General features: G+C 41.9%; 13 protein-coding genes. 7 read left to right on the forward strand and 6 right to left on the reverse strand.

Going from position 1 to position 17,375, the window contains the following annotated elements:
* Positions 1 to 125 precede the first annotated feature (125 nt).
* Positions 126 to 368: a hypothetical protein gene (locus M23134_RS09060; protein WP_002695670.1), complete on the reverse strand. Its 243-nt coding sequence runs from the start codon at positions 366 to 368 to the stop codon at positions 126 to 128.
* A gap of 242 nt (positions 369 to 610) precedes the next feature.
* On the opposite strand from M23134_RS09060, the gene M23134_RS09065 reads away from it, so the two are divergent.
* Both M23134_RS09065 and M23134_RS09070 read left to right on the forward strand, forming a co-directional pair.
* Positions 611 to 1,894 (forward strand): NupC/NupG family nucleoside CNT transporter, encoded by a 1,284-nt coding sequence (locus M23134_RS09065; protein WP_002695672.1) that lies wholly within the window; start codon positions 611 to 613, stop codon positions 1,892 to 1,894.
* A 128-nt stretch (positions 1,895 to 2,022) separates the two neighbouring features.
* Positions 2,023 to 2,667 carry a DUF4291 domain-containing protein gene (locus tag M23134_RS09070; RefSeq protein WP_002695673.1) on the forward strand — a complete coding sequence of 215 codons (645 nt, stop codon included), beginning with the start codon at positions 2,023 to 2,025 and terminating at the stop codon, positions 2,665 to 2,667.
* Positions 2,668 to 2,735: 68 nt separating this feature from the next.
* On the opposite strand, the gene M23134_RS09075 is transcribed toward M23134_RS09070, so the two are convergent.
* Positions 2,736 to 3,131: a MotA/TolQ/ExbB proton channel family protein gene (locus M23134_RS09075; protein WP_002695675.1), complete on the reverse strand. Its 396-nt coding sequence runs from the start codon at positions 3,129 to 3,131 to the stop codon at positions 2,736 to 2,738.
* A gap of 899 nt (positions 3,132 to 4,030) precedes the next feature.
* Between M23134_RS09075 and M23134_RS09080 the strand changes: the two genes are divergently transcribed.
* Positions 4,031 to 5,131, forward strand: a complete 1,101-nt coding sequence (locus tag M23134_RS09080; RefSeq protein ID WP_002695679.1) for a sensor histidine kinase — start codon at positions 4,031 to 4,033, stop codon at positions 5,129 to 5,131.
* Between the two features lie 21 nt (positions 5,132 to 5,152).
* A complete protein-coding gene (locus M23134_RS09085) occupies positions 5,153 to 5,866 on the forward strand; it encodes a LytR/AlgR family response regulator transcription factor (protein WP_002695681.1) in 714 nt (237 codons plus the stop codon).
* A gap of 50 nt (positions 5,867 to 5,916) precedes the next feature.
* Here M23134_RS09085 and priA read toward each other — a convergent pair whose 3' ends face one another.
* The 4 genes from priA to M23134_RS09105 all read right to left on the reverse strand — a co-directional run bounded on the left by priA (position 5,917) and on the right by M23134_RS09105 (position 14,267).
* Entirely contained in the window at positions 5,917 to 8,430 is a 2,514-nt protein-coding gene (gene priA / locus M23134_RS09090) for a replication restart helicase PriA (protein WP_002695692.1), read from the reverse strand.
* Between the two features lie 256 nt (positions 8,431 to 8,686).
* Positions 8,687 to 12,463: a SpoIIE family protein phosphatase gene (locus tag M23134_RS09095; RefSeq protein WP_198144998.1), complete on the reverse strand. Its 3,777-nt coding sequence runs from the start codon at positions 12,461 to 12,463 to the stop codon at positions 8,687 to 8,689.
* A 207-nt stretch (positions 12,464 to 12,670) separates the two neighbouring features.
* Complete coding sequence (locus tag M23134_RS09100) at positions 12,671 to 13,123, reverse strand: nuclear transport factor 2 family protein (RefSeq protein WP_002695696.1); 453 nt, start codon at positions 13,121 to 13,123, stop codon at positions 12,671 to 12,673.
* 4 nt (positions 13,124 to 13,127) lie between these two features.
* Positions 13,128 to 14,267, reverse strand: a complete 1,140-nt coding sequence (locus M23134_RS09105; RefSeq protein WP_002695700.1) for a pyridoxal phosphate-dependent aminotransferase — start codon at positions 14,265 to 14,267, stop codon at positions 13,128 to 13,130.
* A gap of 251 nt (positions 14,268 to 14,518) precedes the next feature.
* Here M23134_RS09105 and M23134_RS09110 point away from each other — a divergent pair, with 251 nt between their 5' ends.
* The 3 genes from M23134_RS09110 to M23134_RS09120 all read left to right on the forward strand — a co-directional run bounded on the left by M23134_RS09110 (position 14,519) and on the right by M23134_RS09120 (position 17,359).
* Positions 14,519 to 14,944 carry a DUF1573 domain-containing protein gene (locus tag M23134_RS09110; RefSeq protein ID WP_002695703.1) on the forward strand — a complete coding sequence of 142 codons (426 nt, stop codon included), beginning with the start codon at positions 14,519 to 14,521 and terminating at the stop codon, positions 14,942 to 14,944.
* A gap of 464 nt (positions 14,945 to 15,408) precedes the next feature.
* The gene (locus M23134_RS09115; RefSeq protein WP_002695705.1) at positions 15,409 to 16,179 is read left to right on the forward strand and encodes a 3-hydroxybutyrate dehydrogenase; all 771 of its coding nucleotides are present in this window, start codon (positions 15,409 to 15,411) and stop codon (positions 16,177 to 16,179) included.
* A gap of 169 nt (positions 16,180 to 16,348) precedes the next feature.
* Positions 16,349 to 17,359 (forward strand): patatin-like phospholipase family protein, encoded by a 1,011-nt coding sequence (locus M23134_RS09120; RefSeq protein WP_002695707.1) that lies wholly within the window; start codon positions 16,349 to 16,351, stop codon positions 17,357 to 17,359.
* The last annotated feature ends 16 nt before the right edge of the window (positions 17,360 to 17,375 follow it).

Genomic DNA, 17,375 nt, shown 5'->3' on the forward strand with positions numbered 1-17,375 from the left:
AAGGCAAAAAATCCTCAAAAGAATTTCTGGAGAAGCTTCCAGACACTTTTGAGGATTTTTTGCCTCTATAGAATTATTACTGTGTGCCAAGTTCCTTAAGTCAGGGAATTAATTATTTTTCATCTCTAAGATACCATGTGTTCTGCGGTATTGCTTAAGTACTGCTCAAAAACCTTTTGCTGCTTTTCGTCTAAAATCCGGTAAAACATCGTCGTATTACTATTGCATTGGTTCAGAAACTCGCTCCAGAGATCCTCCCCATAGTCAGCACCAAATATGCGATTAAAATCACTCATCACACTATGTGCTTCAAAGTCTATCAATGCCTTCATAAATTTATTAACCGTAGTGGTGTTAAGTTTATCCATAATTATAAGAGGGTATGAGTTGGAACAAAAAGAAACAATGCGCAATATTTGTACCCTTATACCGTTGTGAAAGCTTGATTTTCAAAGATTTGTTAAATAGTAACCCCGCTTTCTTAAAAAAAAAACTTAGTTTTACGCGCTATTTTTTTGATGCGCTTGTCTAACCTTTCCCCCACAAGGGGTAAAATACTTTTGGGCAAGTGCTTTTGCATTTATATTAATTGCCAATTTGATTAAGAGTAATGGATTATTTTAAGGGTATTATTGGTTTGGTGGTATTTATGTTGGTGGGCTATCTTGTTTCCAACAATCGTAAAGCCATCAATTGGAGGCTGGTTGGTATAGGGATTACACTCCAGATCGTATTTGGGTTGTTGATCATGAAAGTGCCATTTGTGCGGGATATGTTCGATGCAATAAGTACTGGGTTTGTGCGCTTTTTAGATTTTGCATTGGACGGTTCTAAATTTCTCTTTGGTGACCTGGCAAACGATAAGTCTTCTTTTGGTTTTATATTTGCCTTTCAGGTGTTACCCACCATTATCTTTTTCTCTACCATTTCGGCTGCTCTTTATTACTTAGGCATTCTACAAAAAATAGTATACGCCATCGCTTATGTTATGTCAAAGGCCATGGGTTTGTCTGGACCTGAGAGTCTGTCTGCCGCAGGAAATATTTTTTTAGGGCAAACCGAAGCCCCTCTGTTAGTAAAGCCTTTTATTAAAAATATGACCAAGTCGGAGCTGATGTGCCTCATGACAGGTGGTATGGCTACCATTGCCGGAGCCATTCTGGCTGCTGCAGTAGGCGTATTAGGGGGTGCCGATCCGGTGGCTAAAGCCAAGTTTGCTTCGCATTTGCTCAGTGCTTCTATTATGAGTGCCCCTGCTGCCATTGTGATGGCAAAAATTATGATTCCAGAAACCAAGGATGTAAACAAGAGTTTAGAACTGTCTAAAGAATCGCTAGGGGTAAACCTGATAGACGCGATGGCGATTGGGGCAGGTGATGGATTGAAACTAGCCTTGAATGTAGGTGGTATGCTGTTGGCATTTATTGCTGTAATTGCGATGCTCAATGCTGGATTGGTTTATATAGGCGATGTGTTGGATGTGAACCAAATTATCAGGGTACAAACAGGTGGGGCTTTCAAGGCTCTTTCTATGGAGTATTTGCTGGGGCAAATTAGCCGACCTTTTGCCTACTTGATGGGGGTAGAGTGGAAAGATACCTTACTTGTGGGAAGTTTGATTGGACAAAAAACGGCGGTCAATGAGTTTGTCGCTTACCTTGACTTATCGCGTATGATTAAGGAAGGTTCTTTGAGTGAAAAGTCTATTTTGGTATCTACCTACGCCCTTTGTGGTTTTTCTAACTTTAGCTCTATTGCCATTCAGATTGGGGGAATTAGTGGAATGGCGCCTAACCAACAAGGGAATTTGTCTAAGTTGGGGCTGCGTGCTTTATTGGGTGCTACTCTGGCTTGTTTTATGACTGCCACCATTGCCGGAGCCATTTCGGGATAGGCCAATTTAAAAAATAACAAAAAGGCTTTCTCTGATGCAGGGAAAGCTTTTTTTGCTTAAGGTATGGGAGTAAAATGCCTCGAATACCTATGTAGCGCATTGCGCAACAATTAAAACAATAGAAATCAATGAACCTACAAACCATTCTTTACAAAGATTATGAAACTGACTTGCCTCAGGAAGGGCGGCATATTTTGGGGCAAATGACCAACGCCGAAAACCTGATTGTTTACCAGGCTTTTAACCCTAGTATAGCCAAATATGCCGTAACCCATCAACAATTTGGCGGAAGCCAATACAGCTTTAGCCGCATGAGCTGGATCAAACCCAATTTTTTGTGGATGATGTACCGGGCTGGCTGGGCAAGCAAACCTAATCAAGAGCGTATTTTGGCCATCGAAATAAGCAAACAAAATTTTGAATTAATTCTGGAAGAAGCCATTCATTCCAGTTATGTAGCCGAGGTGTATGGCTCAAGAGCTGATTGGCAGGCAAAGCTGAAAGCAAGCAATGTGGTGATGCAATGGGACCCTGACCACGCCCCCAATGGCGATAAGCTACAACGAAGGGCGGTGCAATTGGGCTTGCGCAATGAGCTCCTGAAGAATTTTGGCACTCATTGGGCGGTGTCTATCCAAGACATTACCGACTTTGTGTTGGAACAGGGCAAGTGCTTGCGAGGGCAAAAAATGGATGAGTTGCTGGTAATGCAAGAACAGGTAATTGCTATAGACAATCCAGAGGTGGTGAAAAGGCTGGGGTTGGCGGTTTAGTACTACCTGCTAGTCATACCTGGCAGGTTTTCGAAAACCTGCCAGATAGTTGTGACAAAATGCCTTGCTTAGTCTTGGTCGGTCAGCGATTGAAGTTTGCGGCGAAACACAAACCAAACGATGGAAGCTACCAACAAAATACCAAAGCCATAGAGTGTAGGTATGGTAGATACTTTGAGGCCTGCCATCAATATTTTAGGGGAAACAGCACCTACCTTGCTCAATACGTTAAACGCCTCGTACAAACCGACCAATTGCCCCAATATTCCAAAAATAAACGAGAAACTACCCAAATAAATGATGGTATCCAGGCTTTTGCTTACTCTTGGCTTCAAGGCTCGCTCGGCTACAAACAACTCAAGCCCCAACCTTACCCCAAAAAATAAGATAATGCCCGCAAAAAGGGTCAATGGCAAAGTAAAAAACAAACCTCCGTTTACTATAAAATCAAGAAAAGTTTTCATTGTGTATTAGATTTAGTTGTAACCAAAAAAATAATTTCGTTACAATGATAAGAGGTATTTGCAAGGCAAAATTTTTAAATCGCTGTATGCCTGTATAAGCTTTCAATATAACGGTTTTACCCTGCGAACGGTCGTTTTGAGCCCAAAAACTGCCGAAAACCCTTTCAAACCTGAATTTGGTCTACAAATGCCTTTCATTTTGTGAAAACATAAAAAATATGTGTAATTAGTCCATAGTATTTAGTCGGGAGTCCATAGCTGATTCGAGTAAATGTTCACTTTGTTATACTTAAACAAAAATGGTTTTGGGGACATCCGAAAAAATCGGGTAATCTTGAGCAATATTTACCATTCAAGAGTGGATTTATATGGTTCTTACGCCTATAAATATGAAGGTTTTTTCATAGTGCGTTTAACCTAAACATTCAAAACTGTACACTAATTTTCATTTCTTATAACTTGCGTCGTGATATTTTTTATCAAAGGTCAAAAGTGCTTGAATTACAGCGTCTTTCATTCCGCCTTAGCTTGTAAGCGTTAAGAAATTACCTTGCGGTGAGCTCGGCACAGCGTAGCTGTAGCCATCGGTTTACGCAATGAAGCCGATAAAACAGATCACCGACCGAGGTACGAGGGAGTGTTTGAGCTGTTCGGCGTAATGAAGTAAATTTTAGCGATCAAGGTACAGCGGTGGCTTTTTAGCCTTTGGCAGAGCTCAGCGCAGCGTAGCTGCAGCTATCGGTTTTGGTTCGTTTTTTTAGCTACAGAAAATCCATGATCCCGAACTTGATTCGGGGAAATGAACGGATGTTGAGGTTCACAAAACTAGATTTTACTCCAAAATATGGCAGATTAGCCACTATTTTTATGCTGTAAAATCATCCTAACAATCAAGCAGAATGAAATATAAAAAAGTGTACGGTTTCAAATACCTAACACATACATCTAAAGTTGTCCACTTGCTTTTCTGGGGAGTAGTGTGGTTGTTTTACACCTTATTTTTTGGGCACCAAAACGCCCACTATGCCAGTAGCTTTTTATTGGTAAGCCTGCTATTGCCCATTACTGCTGCCACCCTTTATTTGCTCAACTATTGCCTGATTCCCCGGTTTTTGTTACAAAAAAAATACAGGCTATTTGCCTTTTTTACCTTCGGTATTTTTGTGCTTTCACTTTGGCTGCAGGCTTGGGCCATTGTACTGACCATTATATTAGTTGCCAAGTATCAGGTCAGTTCCATGACTCCGGCAAGCCTGGATGTATACTTTCTGATAGTGGGTATGTATTGGGTGATATTTTTGGGGGTGGCTATCAAGTTGTTCAAACATTGGTACCAAAGTCAGCAAAAAAATCAATGGTTGGTGCAGTACTCGCTCGAAAATGAGCTACGCCTTAAAGAAGCTGAACTACAGTTGCTCAAAGCGCAAATTCATCCTCATCTTTTGTTCAATACCCTGAACAGTCTGTATGGGCTTACCCTCGAAAAGTCAGACAATGCCCCCGAAGTAGTCATCAAACTGTCGGAATTGCTTGATTACGTACTTTACAAGAGCAACAAGCCCCAAGTGTTGCTACAGGATGAAATCAGACATATTCAAAACTTTATCTCTTTGGAGCAATTGCGTTACGAAAACAAACTGGAGTTGCATTGGCAAACCGAAGGGCAACTTGCTGGGCAATACATCGCCCCCATGCTGATTCTGCCTTTTATCGAAAACTGTTTTAAACACGGAGTAAGTAATGAAGCAAAAAAGTGTTGGATTAACGTGTCTTTAAAAGTAAATAGTGATGCCTTACAGTTATACATTAACAATAGTAAAATTTCGGGGGCAGATTTGTCGCTCCCTTACAAAAGTGGCAACGGCATAGGTTTACAAAATGTGCAAAAACGCTTGAATTTATTATACAAAGACCAGCACACCCTTAAGATAGAAGATAAAACAGACGAGTTTAAGGTAAGTTTAATGCTGAATTTTAGCCAAGCTCTTAGTGAGAAATAATCATCAAAAAAATAAAGAAAAATGAACTGTAAATGTATCATAGTGGATGATGAACCTATTGCAATTCGGGTGATTGCCAATCATTTAGAAAAAATACCCCATATACAAGTAGTGGCCAAATGCCAGCACGCCATGGAAGCACTAGAGGTATTACAAAAAAACACCATTGATTTGGTCTTTCTTGACATTCAAATGCCTCAAATTACGGGCATAGATTTTCTGAAAACGCTTAGTCATCCTCCCAAGGTGATTTTTACCACTGCTTACCGCGATTATGCCTTGGAAGCGTTTGACCTGGAAGTGGTAGACTACTTGCTCAAGCCCATTGCATTTGATCGTTTTTTGAAAGCAATCAACAAGTACTACCGACAAAGCGAAGGTAGTTTGGCCACGGTAAATAATGAGGAGGGCAACAGTGTCGATGCTTTTATTTATGTAAAAGCAGACCGCAAAGTGCTTAAAGTATACCTCAAAGATATTTTATACATTGAAAGCCTCAAAGATTATGTAAAATTGCATACTGTCCAAAAACTCATTGTTACCAAACAACTCATCAGCCAGTTTGAACAGGCGTTGCCACCAGCCCTATTTGTACGTACGCACCGTTCGTTTATAGTAGCAATGGACAGGATAGAGGCGTTTACTGCCGAAACCATAGAGCTCAACGGGCAAACCCTGCCGATTGGCAGGGTGTATAAAAACGCGGTCATGGGGGCGCTTAACTATAAAGGGTAGTTTATAAGGATGAATGGGCGCTTTGCCTGGCTAATACCCATCATTACCGATTATATAGGGTCTACATCAATGACAATTTGCAGCTTTTTAAATTCTTTGGATAATAAGACTTCTTCGCGTTGTTCTTGAATAAAGTGTTTGACCGCCTTAAGGTCAATTTTTTCACGTTCCAGTTTAATCAAAATTGTTTTGAGGTACTTGTTCCTGATCTTTTCAACCAAAGGGGCTTCAGGACCCAACACCCGGTCGCGCCCTAACTTGGTGGTAAGCTTATCGGCAAGCATTTGGGCTGCCCTTGCACTGGCGCCTTTGTCTATGTGCTTGGTAGTAAGCTTGATCAATCGGGTAAATGGTGGATACTTAAAATACTGTCGGTCTTCTATTTCCTTACGATACATCCCCTCATAGTCTCCGGCAATTATTTTATGCAAAACGTCTTGCTGAGTGTCGGCCGTTTGTATAAGAACCAAACCCGGTTTGTCTTTACGCCCGGCACGTCCGCTTACTTGGGTCATAATCTGAAAAGCCCGCTCGTGCGAGCGAAAATCGGGAAAGTTGATGATACGGTCTGCGTCAAAAATACCTACCAGGCTTACATTGTCAAAGTCAAGCCCCTTGCTCAGCATTTGAGTGCCCACCAAAATTTCTATTTGTTGGTTTTCAAAGTCTTGAATAATTTGCTGGTAACTATTCTTGGCGCGGGTAGTATCCAAATCCATCCTTTGCACCCTTGCCTGCGTAAACATCACCTTGAGTTCATCTTCTATCTTTTCGGTACCATAACCCACGGTTGCTATCTCCATAGAGCCACAAGCGGGACATTTTCGGGGGGGGGCTTCAATATGTCCGCAATAATGGCAACGCAGTTCGTTGCTGTACATGTGGTAAGTAAGGCTTACCGCGCAGTTTTCGCATTTGGGAATGTGGGCACAAGCACGACAACTCATATAAGGGGAATAGCCCCGGCGGTTTTGAAATAAAATAACCTGCTCTTGTACGTGCAAGCGTTCTTTGATAGCCTGTACCAAGGTAGAAGAGAAGCGAATGCTGCGCTTTTTCATTTTTTTTCGCTCTGCCGTCAAATCTACCAACTGAATATCGGGCAGGCGGGCACTGCCATAACGTTCTTTGAGCTGTACCAAACCATAGCGCCCCATTTTGGCATTGTAGAAGCTTTCGGTAGATGGGGTAGCAGAGCCCAACAATACCTTGCAATGTTGTTGGCGGGCAATGACCAGGGTCATATCGCGGGCATGATAACGGGGCGCCGGATCGTATTGTTTGTATGAGCTTTCGTGCTCTTCGTCAACAATAATAAGCCCCAGGTTATCAAAGGGTAAAAATACTGCCGAGCGTACCCCTACTACAAAGTTAAACCTGCCCGATACTACCCCTTGCCACACTTCTACCCGTTCGTTGTCCGAAAACTTGGAGTGGTAAACGCCCATTTGGTTGCCAAAAATACGCTTAAGGCGTGACACAATCTGGGTAGTCAGGGCAATTTCGGGCAGCAAAAACAGCACTTGTGAACCACTCTCAAATACTTTTTGAATCAGGTCTATATAAATCTCCGTTTTACCGCTCCCGGTAACCCCATGCAGCAACACCACATCTTTTTCTTCAAAATTGAGCATAATCTCACCGCTTACCTCTTGCTGGCGCTCCGATAGCTCTATTTTTACGTTAGGGTCAGGGATGTACTCATCAAAACGGGATACTATGATCTCAAACTCTTCAAAAATGCCATTCTTGGTCAAGGTCTTAAGTGCCGAGTTAGACAAGGTCTCGTTTTTGGTAAAAGCAGATTTGGCAAGCCCACCCTCATTGAGCATCCAATCTTTGTATACGGGTACGTGCCGCAGGTAATTTAGCAATACATCTTGTTGCTTGGGCTTTTTTTCCAACGACTTGGAAAGGGTGTCCAAGGTTTGTTTCTCGATGTATTCTTTACACAAGCGTATTTTTTTGAGCTTTTTGGGCTGATAGCGTTCCCTTATTTCTTCAAATACCAGCACTATTTCTTTGGCTACCAGTGATTTAATCAATTGATAAATATTGCGCACCCCCAACACTTCAGAGGCTTCGGTATACGACAATGACTGGGCTTCTTGCAGGGCTTCTATCAGGCGTTGCTCATTGTGGCTAAGGTCGGCATGTACCAGGTCGACATTGGGGTTGAGCTGTATCTTTGACTGGCTGCTTATCTTTAAGCCAGAGGGCAGCGCTACATTGAGTACCTCACCAATATAACACATATAGTACCCCGCCATCCACTGAAACATTTCTATTTGTTGGGGAGTCACCATGGGCACCTCGTCCAGTAGTTCCAGCAAGTACTTTGCTTTGTAGTTGGTAGGTGGGTTTTTGTGAATGTGCGCCACTACTGCAGTCAATACTTTTTTGCTACCAAACTGCACAATTACTCTTGCCCCCACCTGAATAAGGTCGTTCATGGCCAATGGCACCCGATAAGTAAATAACTTGGGGATAGGCACGGGCAAAATCACGTCGACAAAATAAGTAATCACTTCGGTGCTTCCAGTAGTATTAAGTTCAGTCTGCATGCTTTATTTTCTTGGTATAATAGTCGGGAGACCCTACAGGAGCAAGCTTGAAGCTTCAAGCGACAAGTATACACTTTGGGGTTAGGTGTTAATGTATTTTAACCAACGGTTGACTATTTTCTATTTTAATCTTCAAAACAAACACAATTAACAAATATAAAAAAATGAGCATCAATTTTATCGTCTTTGATAAATTAATGCTCATTTAAGTAGCAATTGTTAAAATAAAGTAACAATCATAGGAGAGCTTATTACTTCAGGTAGCATCTGCTTCGGGGTGGATTGCTTGTATTTCTACTCCAATTACCAGTATATCATCTACCTGGCTTTGTCCTTCCATCCATTCATATAGTTTTTTTTGTAACAACTGTTTTTGTTGCTCGATGGGTTCGGCAGAGAGCTGGTAAATCAATTCCCTAAAACGCTTTTTCATGAATTTTTTACCATCGGCTCCCCCAAATTGATCCTGAAAACCATCTGAGTAGATATAAAACGACGTGGGTTGGTCTATAGCAATGGTATGGTTGCGGTACTTGGTGGGCTGGTTGGCTTTACGATGACCATTGATTTCGTACATATCGCCTTTTATTTCTTGTGCTTTTCCACCTTGTATGAGTAGCAAGGAGTTTTTAGCCCCCGCAAAATGCAGTTGAGAACGGTTTTTATCAATCACGCATATTGCCATGTCCATGCCATCCTGAATGTGGGTATCTTTACTTTTCAGAATACGCCTCATTACCTTATCCAAGGCATTTAGTATTTGATGAGGTTGGTGTATCTTTTTTTGAATCACAATTTCGGCAAGCGCACTAGAGCCCAACATCGTCATCAAAGCACCCGATACCCCATGCCCGGTACAATCTGCCGCTACCAAAAAAATCAACCCTTCTGTTTCTTCAAACCAATAAAAATCTCCTGAAACAATATCGCGGGGCAGGTAAAGTACAAAGTGCGCAGGCAACGCCTTGAGCATTCGATCGGTCAAGGGCAAAATAGCTTGTTGAATCCTCTTTGCATACTTAATACCTGCCGTAATATCTTCATTTTTACGGTCAATCTGTTGGTAAATTTGTGCATTTTCTATAGCAATTGCCACATAAAGCGATAGGTTTTTTAGCAAATTGAGGTGGTAGTCTGTATAAGCATGGTGCTGAAAACTTTGGGCACTAATGACCCCTACCATTCTATCCTGAATCATCAGAGGCACATACACTGCTGAAGCGGGCATGGTACTTTGCGAACCATCCAGAAGGTATTGATCAGCCAAAAACGCTTCTTCAATGTACTGATATTGCTCTTCTACTACATTGCCCATCAGAATAGACTGTTTGTTTTCGATACACCATACCGAAAACTGGTTTTTTTCTGACATACTGCGTGAGTAGGGCTTATAGCGCATGTTCCGCTCTATGGCGAGTTCAAAGCTTACCTGTTGTGTTTCTGGCTGATAAATACCAATGCCAAAAATAGTAGCATCCATGAGCTTATTCACATTTTCATAAATGGTATTGAGCACCTTGTCTAAGTTGAGCGAAGCCGTAATTTCTTGCCCCATTTTGGTCATCAGGCTTACATTCTTATAAGATTGCTCCAGGTAACTGTTTTGTACCTCCAGTTCTTTGGTACGTGCAGCCACAAGTTGCGCCAGGTGTTCTTTTTGGCGACGCAAACGTGCAGTATACCAGCGAACCCCTCCAGTAATGATAAGTAAGCCCAATAACACATAGCTGATATACGCCCAAACCGTGCGGTACCAGGGAGGCAATATCTGAAAACGGTAATCAACTATTGGGCTTACTGCCTTGTACACATTGCGGGTTTGTAAATGTAGTACATAATTGCCCGCCGGAAGGTTGGTGTATTCTTTGTAGGTTTCGCTTGTCCAATCAGACCATTGCACGTCTAGCCCCTCCAGCCAGTAGCGGTATTGGTTTTGGTGGGCGTTGGCATAAAAAGTACTACTGGCAGCGAACCTTAAGCTGTGGTATTTGTAAGGTAGTACTGTAGCTTGGCGAGCAGGGTTGGTAAGGGTGCCCGAAAATATGACAGAATCTTTAGCTTCCAACACCAACACCTTACGCAGCAATGCACTGAACGAAAAAGGGGGCAAGGCAATGGTTGGGTCATAATGAATCAACCCCTCACGAGTGGCCAACAGCACGTCTTTATTGCCCAAGCTATTCAAATGCGGCGCTATTTTTTCGATAAATACTCCCCTCATTTTTTTCAGTGTTTGATCTTTCCGTTGGTAACCCTCATTGTTTTTTTTTAGTAATACCAAGTGGGGGTATTTGTCTGCTTTACTTTGCAACATTGCCCAGATGTTTTGTTGTGCATCGCTACGCAAATACAAAACGGCTTGTTGGGCACCCAGGAGTTGATTCAGTTTTTTTTCTCTTACAAATTGGTCTTGTGCCTGATGGTATACATAAATACCATCTTCACTGGCTACCACGTTTTTTCCATTTATTTTGTACACACGGTTGAACGTGTTAGAAGGCAAACCTTTGGCTTTGTTATACCATACTGTTTGAGTTATCTGACTATAGGTGGTTGTATCAAGCTTAAAGCGACATACCCCTTTTTGATCATTGCTTACCCAGAAATAGCCATTTTTACCTTCTTGCAAATAGCGGGCGTTATGCGAAAACCCTTTGACCTTATGTTTAAGCTGCCACACATTATTTTTCCATTCGAGCAAAAACAAGCCACTTATACTGCCCGCCAGCAAGTACTTTGGACGATGGGCAATGTGGGTAAATGTCCATATATTTCCTGGCAGTGTTTCCAGTTCTTTGAGCTTTGGGTTAGTACCTAAAGTTTCAACCTGAACGACTCCAGGGTTGTAGGCTGCCAACAATTGGTTTTGTTCCATACTAAAAGCCCAGGTTTGATGAACAAAGTCAGACATTGGATAAAACCTGACGGTGTCTGACAAGGGGTTTTGATAGGAAGACCAATGACGGTACTGGATGCCTTGCGAGGTGGCCGAAAAAAGCTTTTTTTGATGCACATAGGTGTCATAAACTGTCCCATTGATGCCATACAATTTAGAAAAAGGAGAGGCTACCTCAAGCAAGGCTATGCCATTAGACAATGCCGCCCATAAATTTCGGTTTTGATCGAGGTACAAGTAGTATACATTGTTGCCCTGTAACCCATTGCCTCGGTGTATATGCTGAATTACTTTGCCGGTTTTGTCAATAATAAGCACGCCTGCCCGATTGGTACCCAAGGCATAATAATGATCGTTTATTTTGGCAATGCTGTAGAGTTTGTTTTGAGTAAAGAAATCATTGAGATGAGCAGCAAAGGGGCGGGTGTTTGTAGCGTTGTGTATGTAAAGTTTGGTACGGGTAAGCAATAACCATTGTCCTTGAGACATGGGTACTGCATATTTTATATTTTTGTCTTCGAGCTTTTCAAATCGTTTGCTGGGCTTCAATTGCCCATTTTCCAGTTTCAGGATGCCTACTTTGGGGATACTTACATACAGTTGTTGGTTTAGCTTAAAAGCATACCCAAAACGAGTACCTGTAGGTGGGAGAATCACTTTGCATTTTCCTTGTTTGAGAATGACCAATTGTTCACGAGCCCTAAAGACAATGCCCTCGTTGGGCACTTCTCTTATGCCCCATACTGTCTGAAAGTCATGGGCGTTTTTAGGAAGCTTATCCATCAAAGAAGCCACATAAGTTTGCCCAGTGGCATTGGTAGATACATACCCTATAAAACCCTTGCCTCCAATGTATACCTTGCCATTACTGCTATGGCATATCCCCCTTACAGACGATTTGTTGGGCAATTCTATCAAGCGCCAGTGTACACCGTCAAATTCTAACAAACCCATTGTATTGCCCACATACAATACATGATGGTTATTTTGAGTAATGCGCCAGTTTTGATCGTGTGCATTGTAGTCTTTGGTAGTAAAGTTGGTAATAAATGGAACTCCTTTATTTTTAATAGGAAAAACAGGACTGGAGAGGGGTTGAGCATTTGTATAAAAGACACTGCACCACCATAAAATCATTGTTCGTAAAAGCTTGCCAAACCTCATTTGTATTACTTTAAAGTTTTGGATTGAGCGTATTTACAATAACATACATTTTTTTTGCATTAAATCAAAAATTTTGCGTGAAGCAAGGGCTTGTTTAAGCTTCAATAAAAAATACCCAAGTTTGTTCGAGCAACAAACAAACCTGGGCAAGTCATTAGACTGGTATTTATACAGCATGCATTATCGATTTGTCTTGACAGGTCTATTGGTAGAAGTTTTGCTGACAATCTTCCAACCATCTTTTAGTTTAAGCAAAGTGAAGTAATCGGTGAAAACCCGTTTTTTGCCTGCAATGCTTACCTTGGCTGCTGCCGCTGAATCGGTAATGTCAATAGATAAGATTTTAGAGACTCGTTGGTTCACCTTTCCAGCTTTATAAAACCCATAATAAGTGGGCATGTCTATTTCTGTATATGCTCCATTTTTCGAGAATTTCAGATAGGTTTTAGGGTGCAAGGCTTTCTTAAAACTGGCAATGTTGCTGTTGGCTCCTCCCTCAAAGTAATGCTTGATTACTTCTTGAATAAGCTCCATATCATCTTTATTCTGGCTTTGTGCCTGGGTGGGAGCACTGAACAATACCCACCAACCTAAAATGAATAGTGTAACTGTTTTACAGGTTTTTGTCATCATTGGTCTATATTTTTTGCATAGTTTTCATACTACGCATTAGTTGTTTCATGTTGGCAAGTGTGCCTATACTTATCCGGCTCCACTCGCTTTTATCATGTCCTACTGCCTTAAGGTGGTGTGTTGCCAGTTGACTGTGAAAATTTGCGTATATTTTACCCGTTTGTACATATACAAAATTGGTGTCGCTGGCAATATAAGGCACCCCAGTTTGCCGAAGTTGTTGATAAAACCAGTTTTTAACTTCCTCGTTTTTTCTCACCGATTTTTTTATAAACCTCTCATCTTTGAGCGAAGCCATAGCTGCCGCCAGCCCCAGCCCGTTGATCAACTGCCCAAAGCGCCCATTAAGCGCGTCCAGCTTTGTGGCAATGTCTTTTCGTGCCAGGGCATAGCCTACCCGCATGCCCGCAAGCCCATACATTTTAGAAAAAGTGCGGGTAATGAGCACATTTTCTTGTTGACGCACCAAGGCTACCATCGATTGGGTATGAGTAGGGGGAGCGTATTCTATATAGGCTTCATCTACAAATACGGTGGCTTTTTTGCCTACTTCTTTACAAAAATCAGCCAGTTTTTGAGCACTCACAGAGGTACCCGTAGGATTGTTGGGGTTGCAAATCATGACCATACTGGTACGGTTGTCTATTGCCCGGCGCATGGCGGGCAAGTCCATACCAAACTTTGTGTCAAGGTTTACGTATTTTACCCTTGCGCCAAGCTGTTTTTCGGCATACGCCCCCGTCACATTAAAAGTAGGGCGTGGAATCACCAAGGTTTGTTGTTGGTTGCCATACAATATGGCAATCAGCGTGAGCAATTGATAAGAGCCATGTCCCAGCACCACGTTTTCGGGCTTGAGCCCTTCTTTTTTGGCAATGGCTTCTTTCAATGCCTGAGGGTTTACTTCATGGTAGGTAGGGTAGCGGTTGGCTCGATGCAACAGTTTTTCTATAGCTGCCTTGGCTTGGCGCGAAGGTCCATAAGGATTTTCATTAGAGAATAACCTGACCAGTTCTTCTTCGTTAGGATAATCATTGGCAGATTGGGCAAACACCCCTGTATGGGCAGCCATTACCAAACCAGCCGACGAAAGTGTGGTATTTCTTAGCCAGTTTCGCCGGCTAAGCAGTGAGGTATTTTTCATAAAGTTCAATGAGTGTTTGGTAAAACAATTGCCCAAAACAAGCCCTTATGCTACTTTTAATCTACCTGATTCGTGAATCAGACAGTTCAAATCAAGCATCAGAAGGTTAGCTAAACAATTTGATGGTTGGGTCGTAATACGCTATTTGAACCCAAGAGGAGTTCTTGGATAAATTGGCGGGAACAATAAAAAAAAATGGCTAATTTTGCCATCTAAAGGTTTATAAGAAAAGACATATAATTGCTATTGCTATGAAAAAAAGTTTAATAATATTGTTAACCAGCGTGTTTTTTTTGACTACTCAGGCATTTGCCCAAAAAGAAGCAGCAGAGGCACTTAAGCAAGACTTAAACCTCAAAACCCCTCGAATTACTTTTGCTCACAATGCTTATAACTTTAAAACTATCAAAGCAGATGAAGTGGTTAACGTGACCTTTCACTTTAAAAATACAGGTACCAAACCCTTGCAAATTTATGATGTGCAAACTACTTGCGGTTGTACCTTGACCGATTGGGACAGAGAGGTAGTACACCCCAATGCAGTAGGTAAAATATCGGTAAGTTATCACCCGGCAAAAAAACAACAGCTAGGCAAACAACAAAAAGTAGTATTGATCATATCAAACGCGATAAACCGGGAAGAAAAGGTTTATTTAGTAGGTGAAGTACTGAAATAGCTTTAATTTGCAATGTAGTTCGTGGTGGCGACAGAGTTCTAGGTATGTCCTGTTCTACTGGCAGCCTGCCAAGGCTATCAACGCTGGACTCGGACTTCTAACTAACAAGGCGTACCTAGCTAGTACTCTGGACACTAAATATGTAAAGCGCTGTTTCGCGTAGCTACGGCTATGCTCTATTTTTGAAGATCGCTAGTAACCAAAACCGAGCTTTTCGCGAGCTCAACGTAGTTAATTCATCAAAATTTCTACTTTACCTACTTAGAAGCCAGAGTACTAGAACCTTGTCAGGACTTCTAGTTGATAAATCCATAAACCACTGAAAATAAGTATATTATGAATTTACTAGCTACCTGTGAACCGAATCTACAGCAGTTTGCTGTGATGAGCTCAACGCAGTTAAACAGGGTGTACCTAGTCGCTAGAACCTTGCTATTAACTAACCAATAAAAAAAAATTAAACAATGAGTAAGAATGCAATTATTACTGGAAGCACCAGTGGAATAGGGTTGGGCATAGCCCGTAAATTTGCCGAAGCAGGCTACAATATATGTTTCAATGGATTGGAAGACAATGGCGCTGAGATAGCCGAAAAAGTGGGAGAAGAGTTTGGAGTTACTACCATGTTCTCTGCGGCTAACATGCTCAAGCCAGATGACATCAACGAAATGGTGAAAATTGCCGAAGGAGCCTTTGGTAGCATCGACGTACTCATCAACAATGCTGGTGTGCAGTATGTGGCGCCTATTGACGAGTTTCCTGCCGCCAAGTGGGACCTGATCATTGGAGTAAATATGTCGGCAGCTTTTCATACCAGCAAAGCCGTTTGGCCAGGCATGAAAGCGCGTAAATTTGGCCGTATTATCAATATTACTTCAGCGCATGGCTTGCGTGCTTCTGAGTTCAAATCGGCTTATGTCACATCCAAGCATGGGGTAACCGGGTTAACCAAAGTATTGGGACTCGAAGGAGCTCCTCATGGCATTACCTGCAATGCCATTTGTCCGGGTTATGTAAAAACTCCTTTGGTAGAAGGGCAGATCAAAGACCAGGCAAAGTCTCATAACATGACCGAAGAAGAAGTAGTAACAAAAGTAATGTTAAAAAAACAAGCCATCAAAGACTTTGTAAAAGTAGAAGATTTGGGTGCTTTGGCGTTATTTTTGGCTTCCGAGAGTGCACAAATGATGACTGGAGCTTCTATTCCGGTAGAAGGTGGCTGGAGCGCCCAATAGTTGTAGTAATTCATCTATAAAAGATATTTAAGCTATGAAAAATTGGCTGAAGACGCAGGTAACTGCGTCTTTTTTAGATTTTACCCTGATATTCCAGCTTCGAAGTAGGTAAAGTAGGATTTTTGACTTTAGCGAGTTTATACTCTAAATACAACAATAACACAACAGAATGTACAAAACCATTGATTTAGCATTACAAGGGGGGGGCTCGCACGGTGCCTTTACCTGGGGAGTCTTAGAACGTTTTCTAGAGGCCGAAAGTCTTGTAATAGAAGGCTTATGTGGTACAAGTGCCGGGGCCATGAACTCTACGATGGTAGCGTATGGCATGCATATAGGAGGAAGGGAAGGAGCCATTAAGATGTTAGAAGCTTTTTGGCAAAAAACATCAGAAGCTTTTGATAAATCACCGATCAAGCCCAGCTTTTTGGACAGGTGGCTTGGCACAGGGCGTATGGACTTTTCGCCGAGCTACTACATGTTCGATTTTTTGACCATGATGTCGTCGCCTTACCAAAACAACTTGTTCGATATTAATCCATTGCGTGATTTATTGCTGGAGTTGATAGATTTTGACGAGCTACGTAAAAGTACCGCCATGAAACTATTTGTATGTGCTACCAATGTGCGTACCAGTCGACCTAAGGTTTTCTCCAAAAAAGATATTTCGGTAGATGCGGTACTGGCTTCGGCTTGTTTGCCGTCGTTGTTCAAAGCGGTGGAAATAGATGGAGAAGCATATTGGGACGGTGGCTTTATGGGAAACCCACCCATTTTCCCCTTGATAGACGATACCGAGACAGAAGACATTGTATTGGTACAAATCAACCCCATTCATCGCCCCGATATTCCTAAAACTGCGGTAGAAATAAGAGATAGAATCAACGAATTGAGCTTTAACTCTAGTTTGATGCACGAAATGCGTAGGATCAACTTTGTGCAAAGAATGTTGGAAGCTGACCTCAACCAAGAGGGCAAACTGAGAAACCTGTACATTCACCATGTAAAAGCTGAGGAAGAAATGACTAATTTAGGAGTGTCAAGTAAGCTCAATGCTGATTGGGACTTTTTACAAAAACTGCGCAAACTGGGGCGTCGTTCGGCAGATGTATGGCTCAAAGAAAACTATGACCATTTAGGCAAAAAGTCAACTTGTAATATTGATCAAGAGTTTCTGTAGAAGCTTCCCTGCCTAT

Origin of the sequence: Microscilla marina ATCC 23134 (genome assembly GCF_000169175.1) — a bacterium.
Taxonomy (GTDB): Bacteria; Bacteroidota; Bacteroidia; order Cytophagales; family Microscillaceae; genus Microscilla; species Microscilla marina.

Coding starts and splice junctions, on each gene's coding strand:
- M23134_RS09060 (WP_002695670.1), bottom strand. CDS start 368: ATGGATAAACTTAACACCACTACGGTTAATAAATTTATGAAGGCATTG.
- M23134_RS09065 (WP_002695672.1), top strand. CDS start 611: ATGGATTATTTTAAGGGTATTATTGGTTTGGTGGTATTTATGTTGGTG.
- M23134_RS09070 (WP_002695673.1), top strand. CDS start 2,023: ATGAACCTACAAACCATTCTTTACAAAGATTATGAAACTGACTTGCCT.
- M23134_RS09075 (WP_002695675.1), bottom strand. CDS start 3,131: ATGAAAACTTTTCTTGATTTTATAGTAAACGGAGGTTTGTTTTTTACT.
- M23134_RS09080 (WP_002695679.1), top strand. CDS start 4,031: ATGAAATATAAAAAAGTGTACGGTTTCAAATACCTAACACATACATCT.
- M23134_RS09085 (WP_002695681.1), top strand. CDS start 5,153: ATGAACTGTAAATGTATCATAGTGGATGATGAACCTATTGCAATTCGG.
- priA (WP_002695692.1), bottom strand. CDS start 8,430: ATGCAGACTGAACTTAATACTACTGGAAGCACCGAAGTGATTACTTAT.
- M23134_RS09095 (WP_198144998.1), bottom strand. CDS start 12,463: ATGATTTTATGGTGGTGCAGTGTCTTTTATACAAATGCTCAACCCCTC.
- M23134_RS09100 (WP_002695696.1), bottom strand. CDS start 13,123: ATGATGACAAAAACCTGTAAAACAGTTACACTATTCATTTTAGGTTGG.
- M23134_RS09105 (WP_002695700.1), bottom strand. CDS start 14,267: ATGAAAAATACCTCACTGCTTAGCCGGCGAAACTGGCTAAGAAATACC.
- M23134_RS09110 (WP_002695703.1), top strand. CDS start 14,519: ATGAAAAAAAGTTTAATAATATTGTTAACCAGCGTGTTTTTTTTGACT.
- M23134_RS09115 (WP_002695705.1), top strand. CDS start 15,409: ATGAGTAAGAATGCAATTATTACTGGAAGCACCAGTGGAATAGGGTTG.
- M23134_RS09120 (WP_002695707.1), top strand. CDS start 16,349: ATGTACAAAACCATTGATTTAGCATTACAAGGGGGGGGCTCGCACGGT.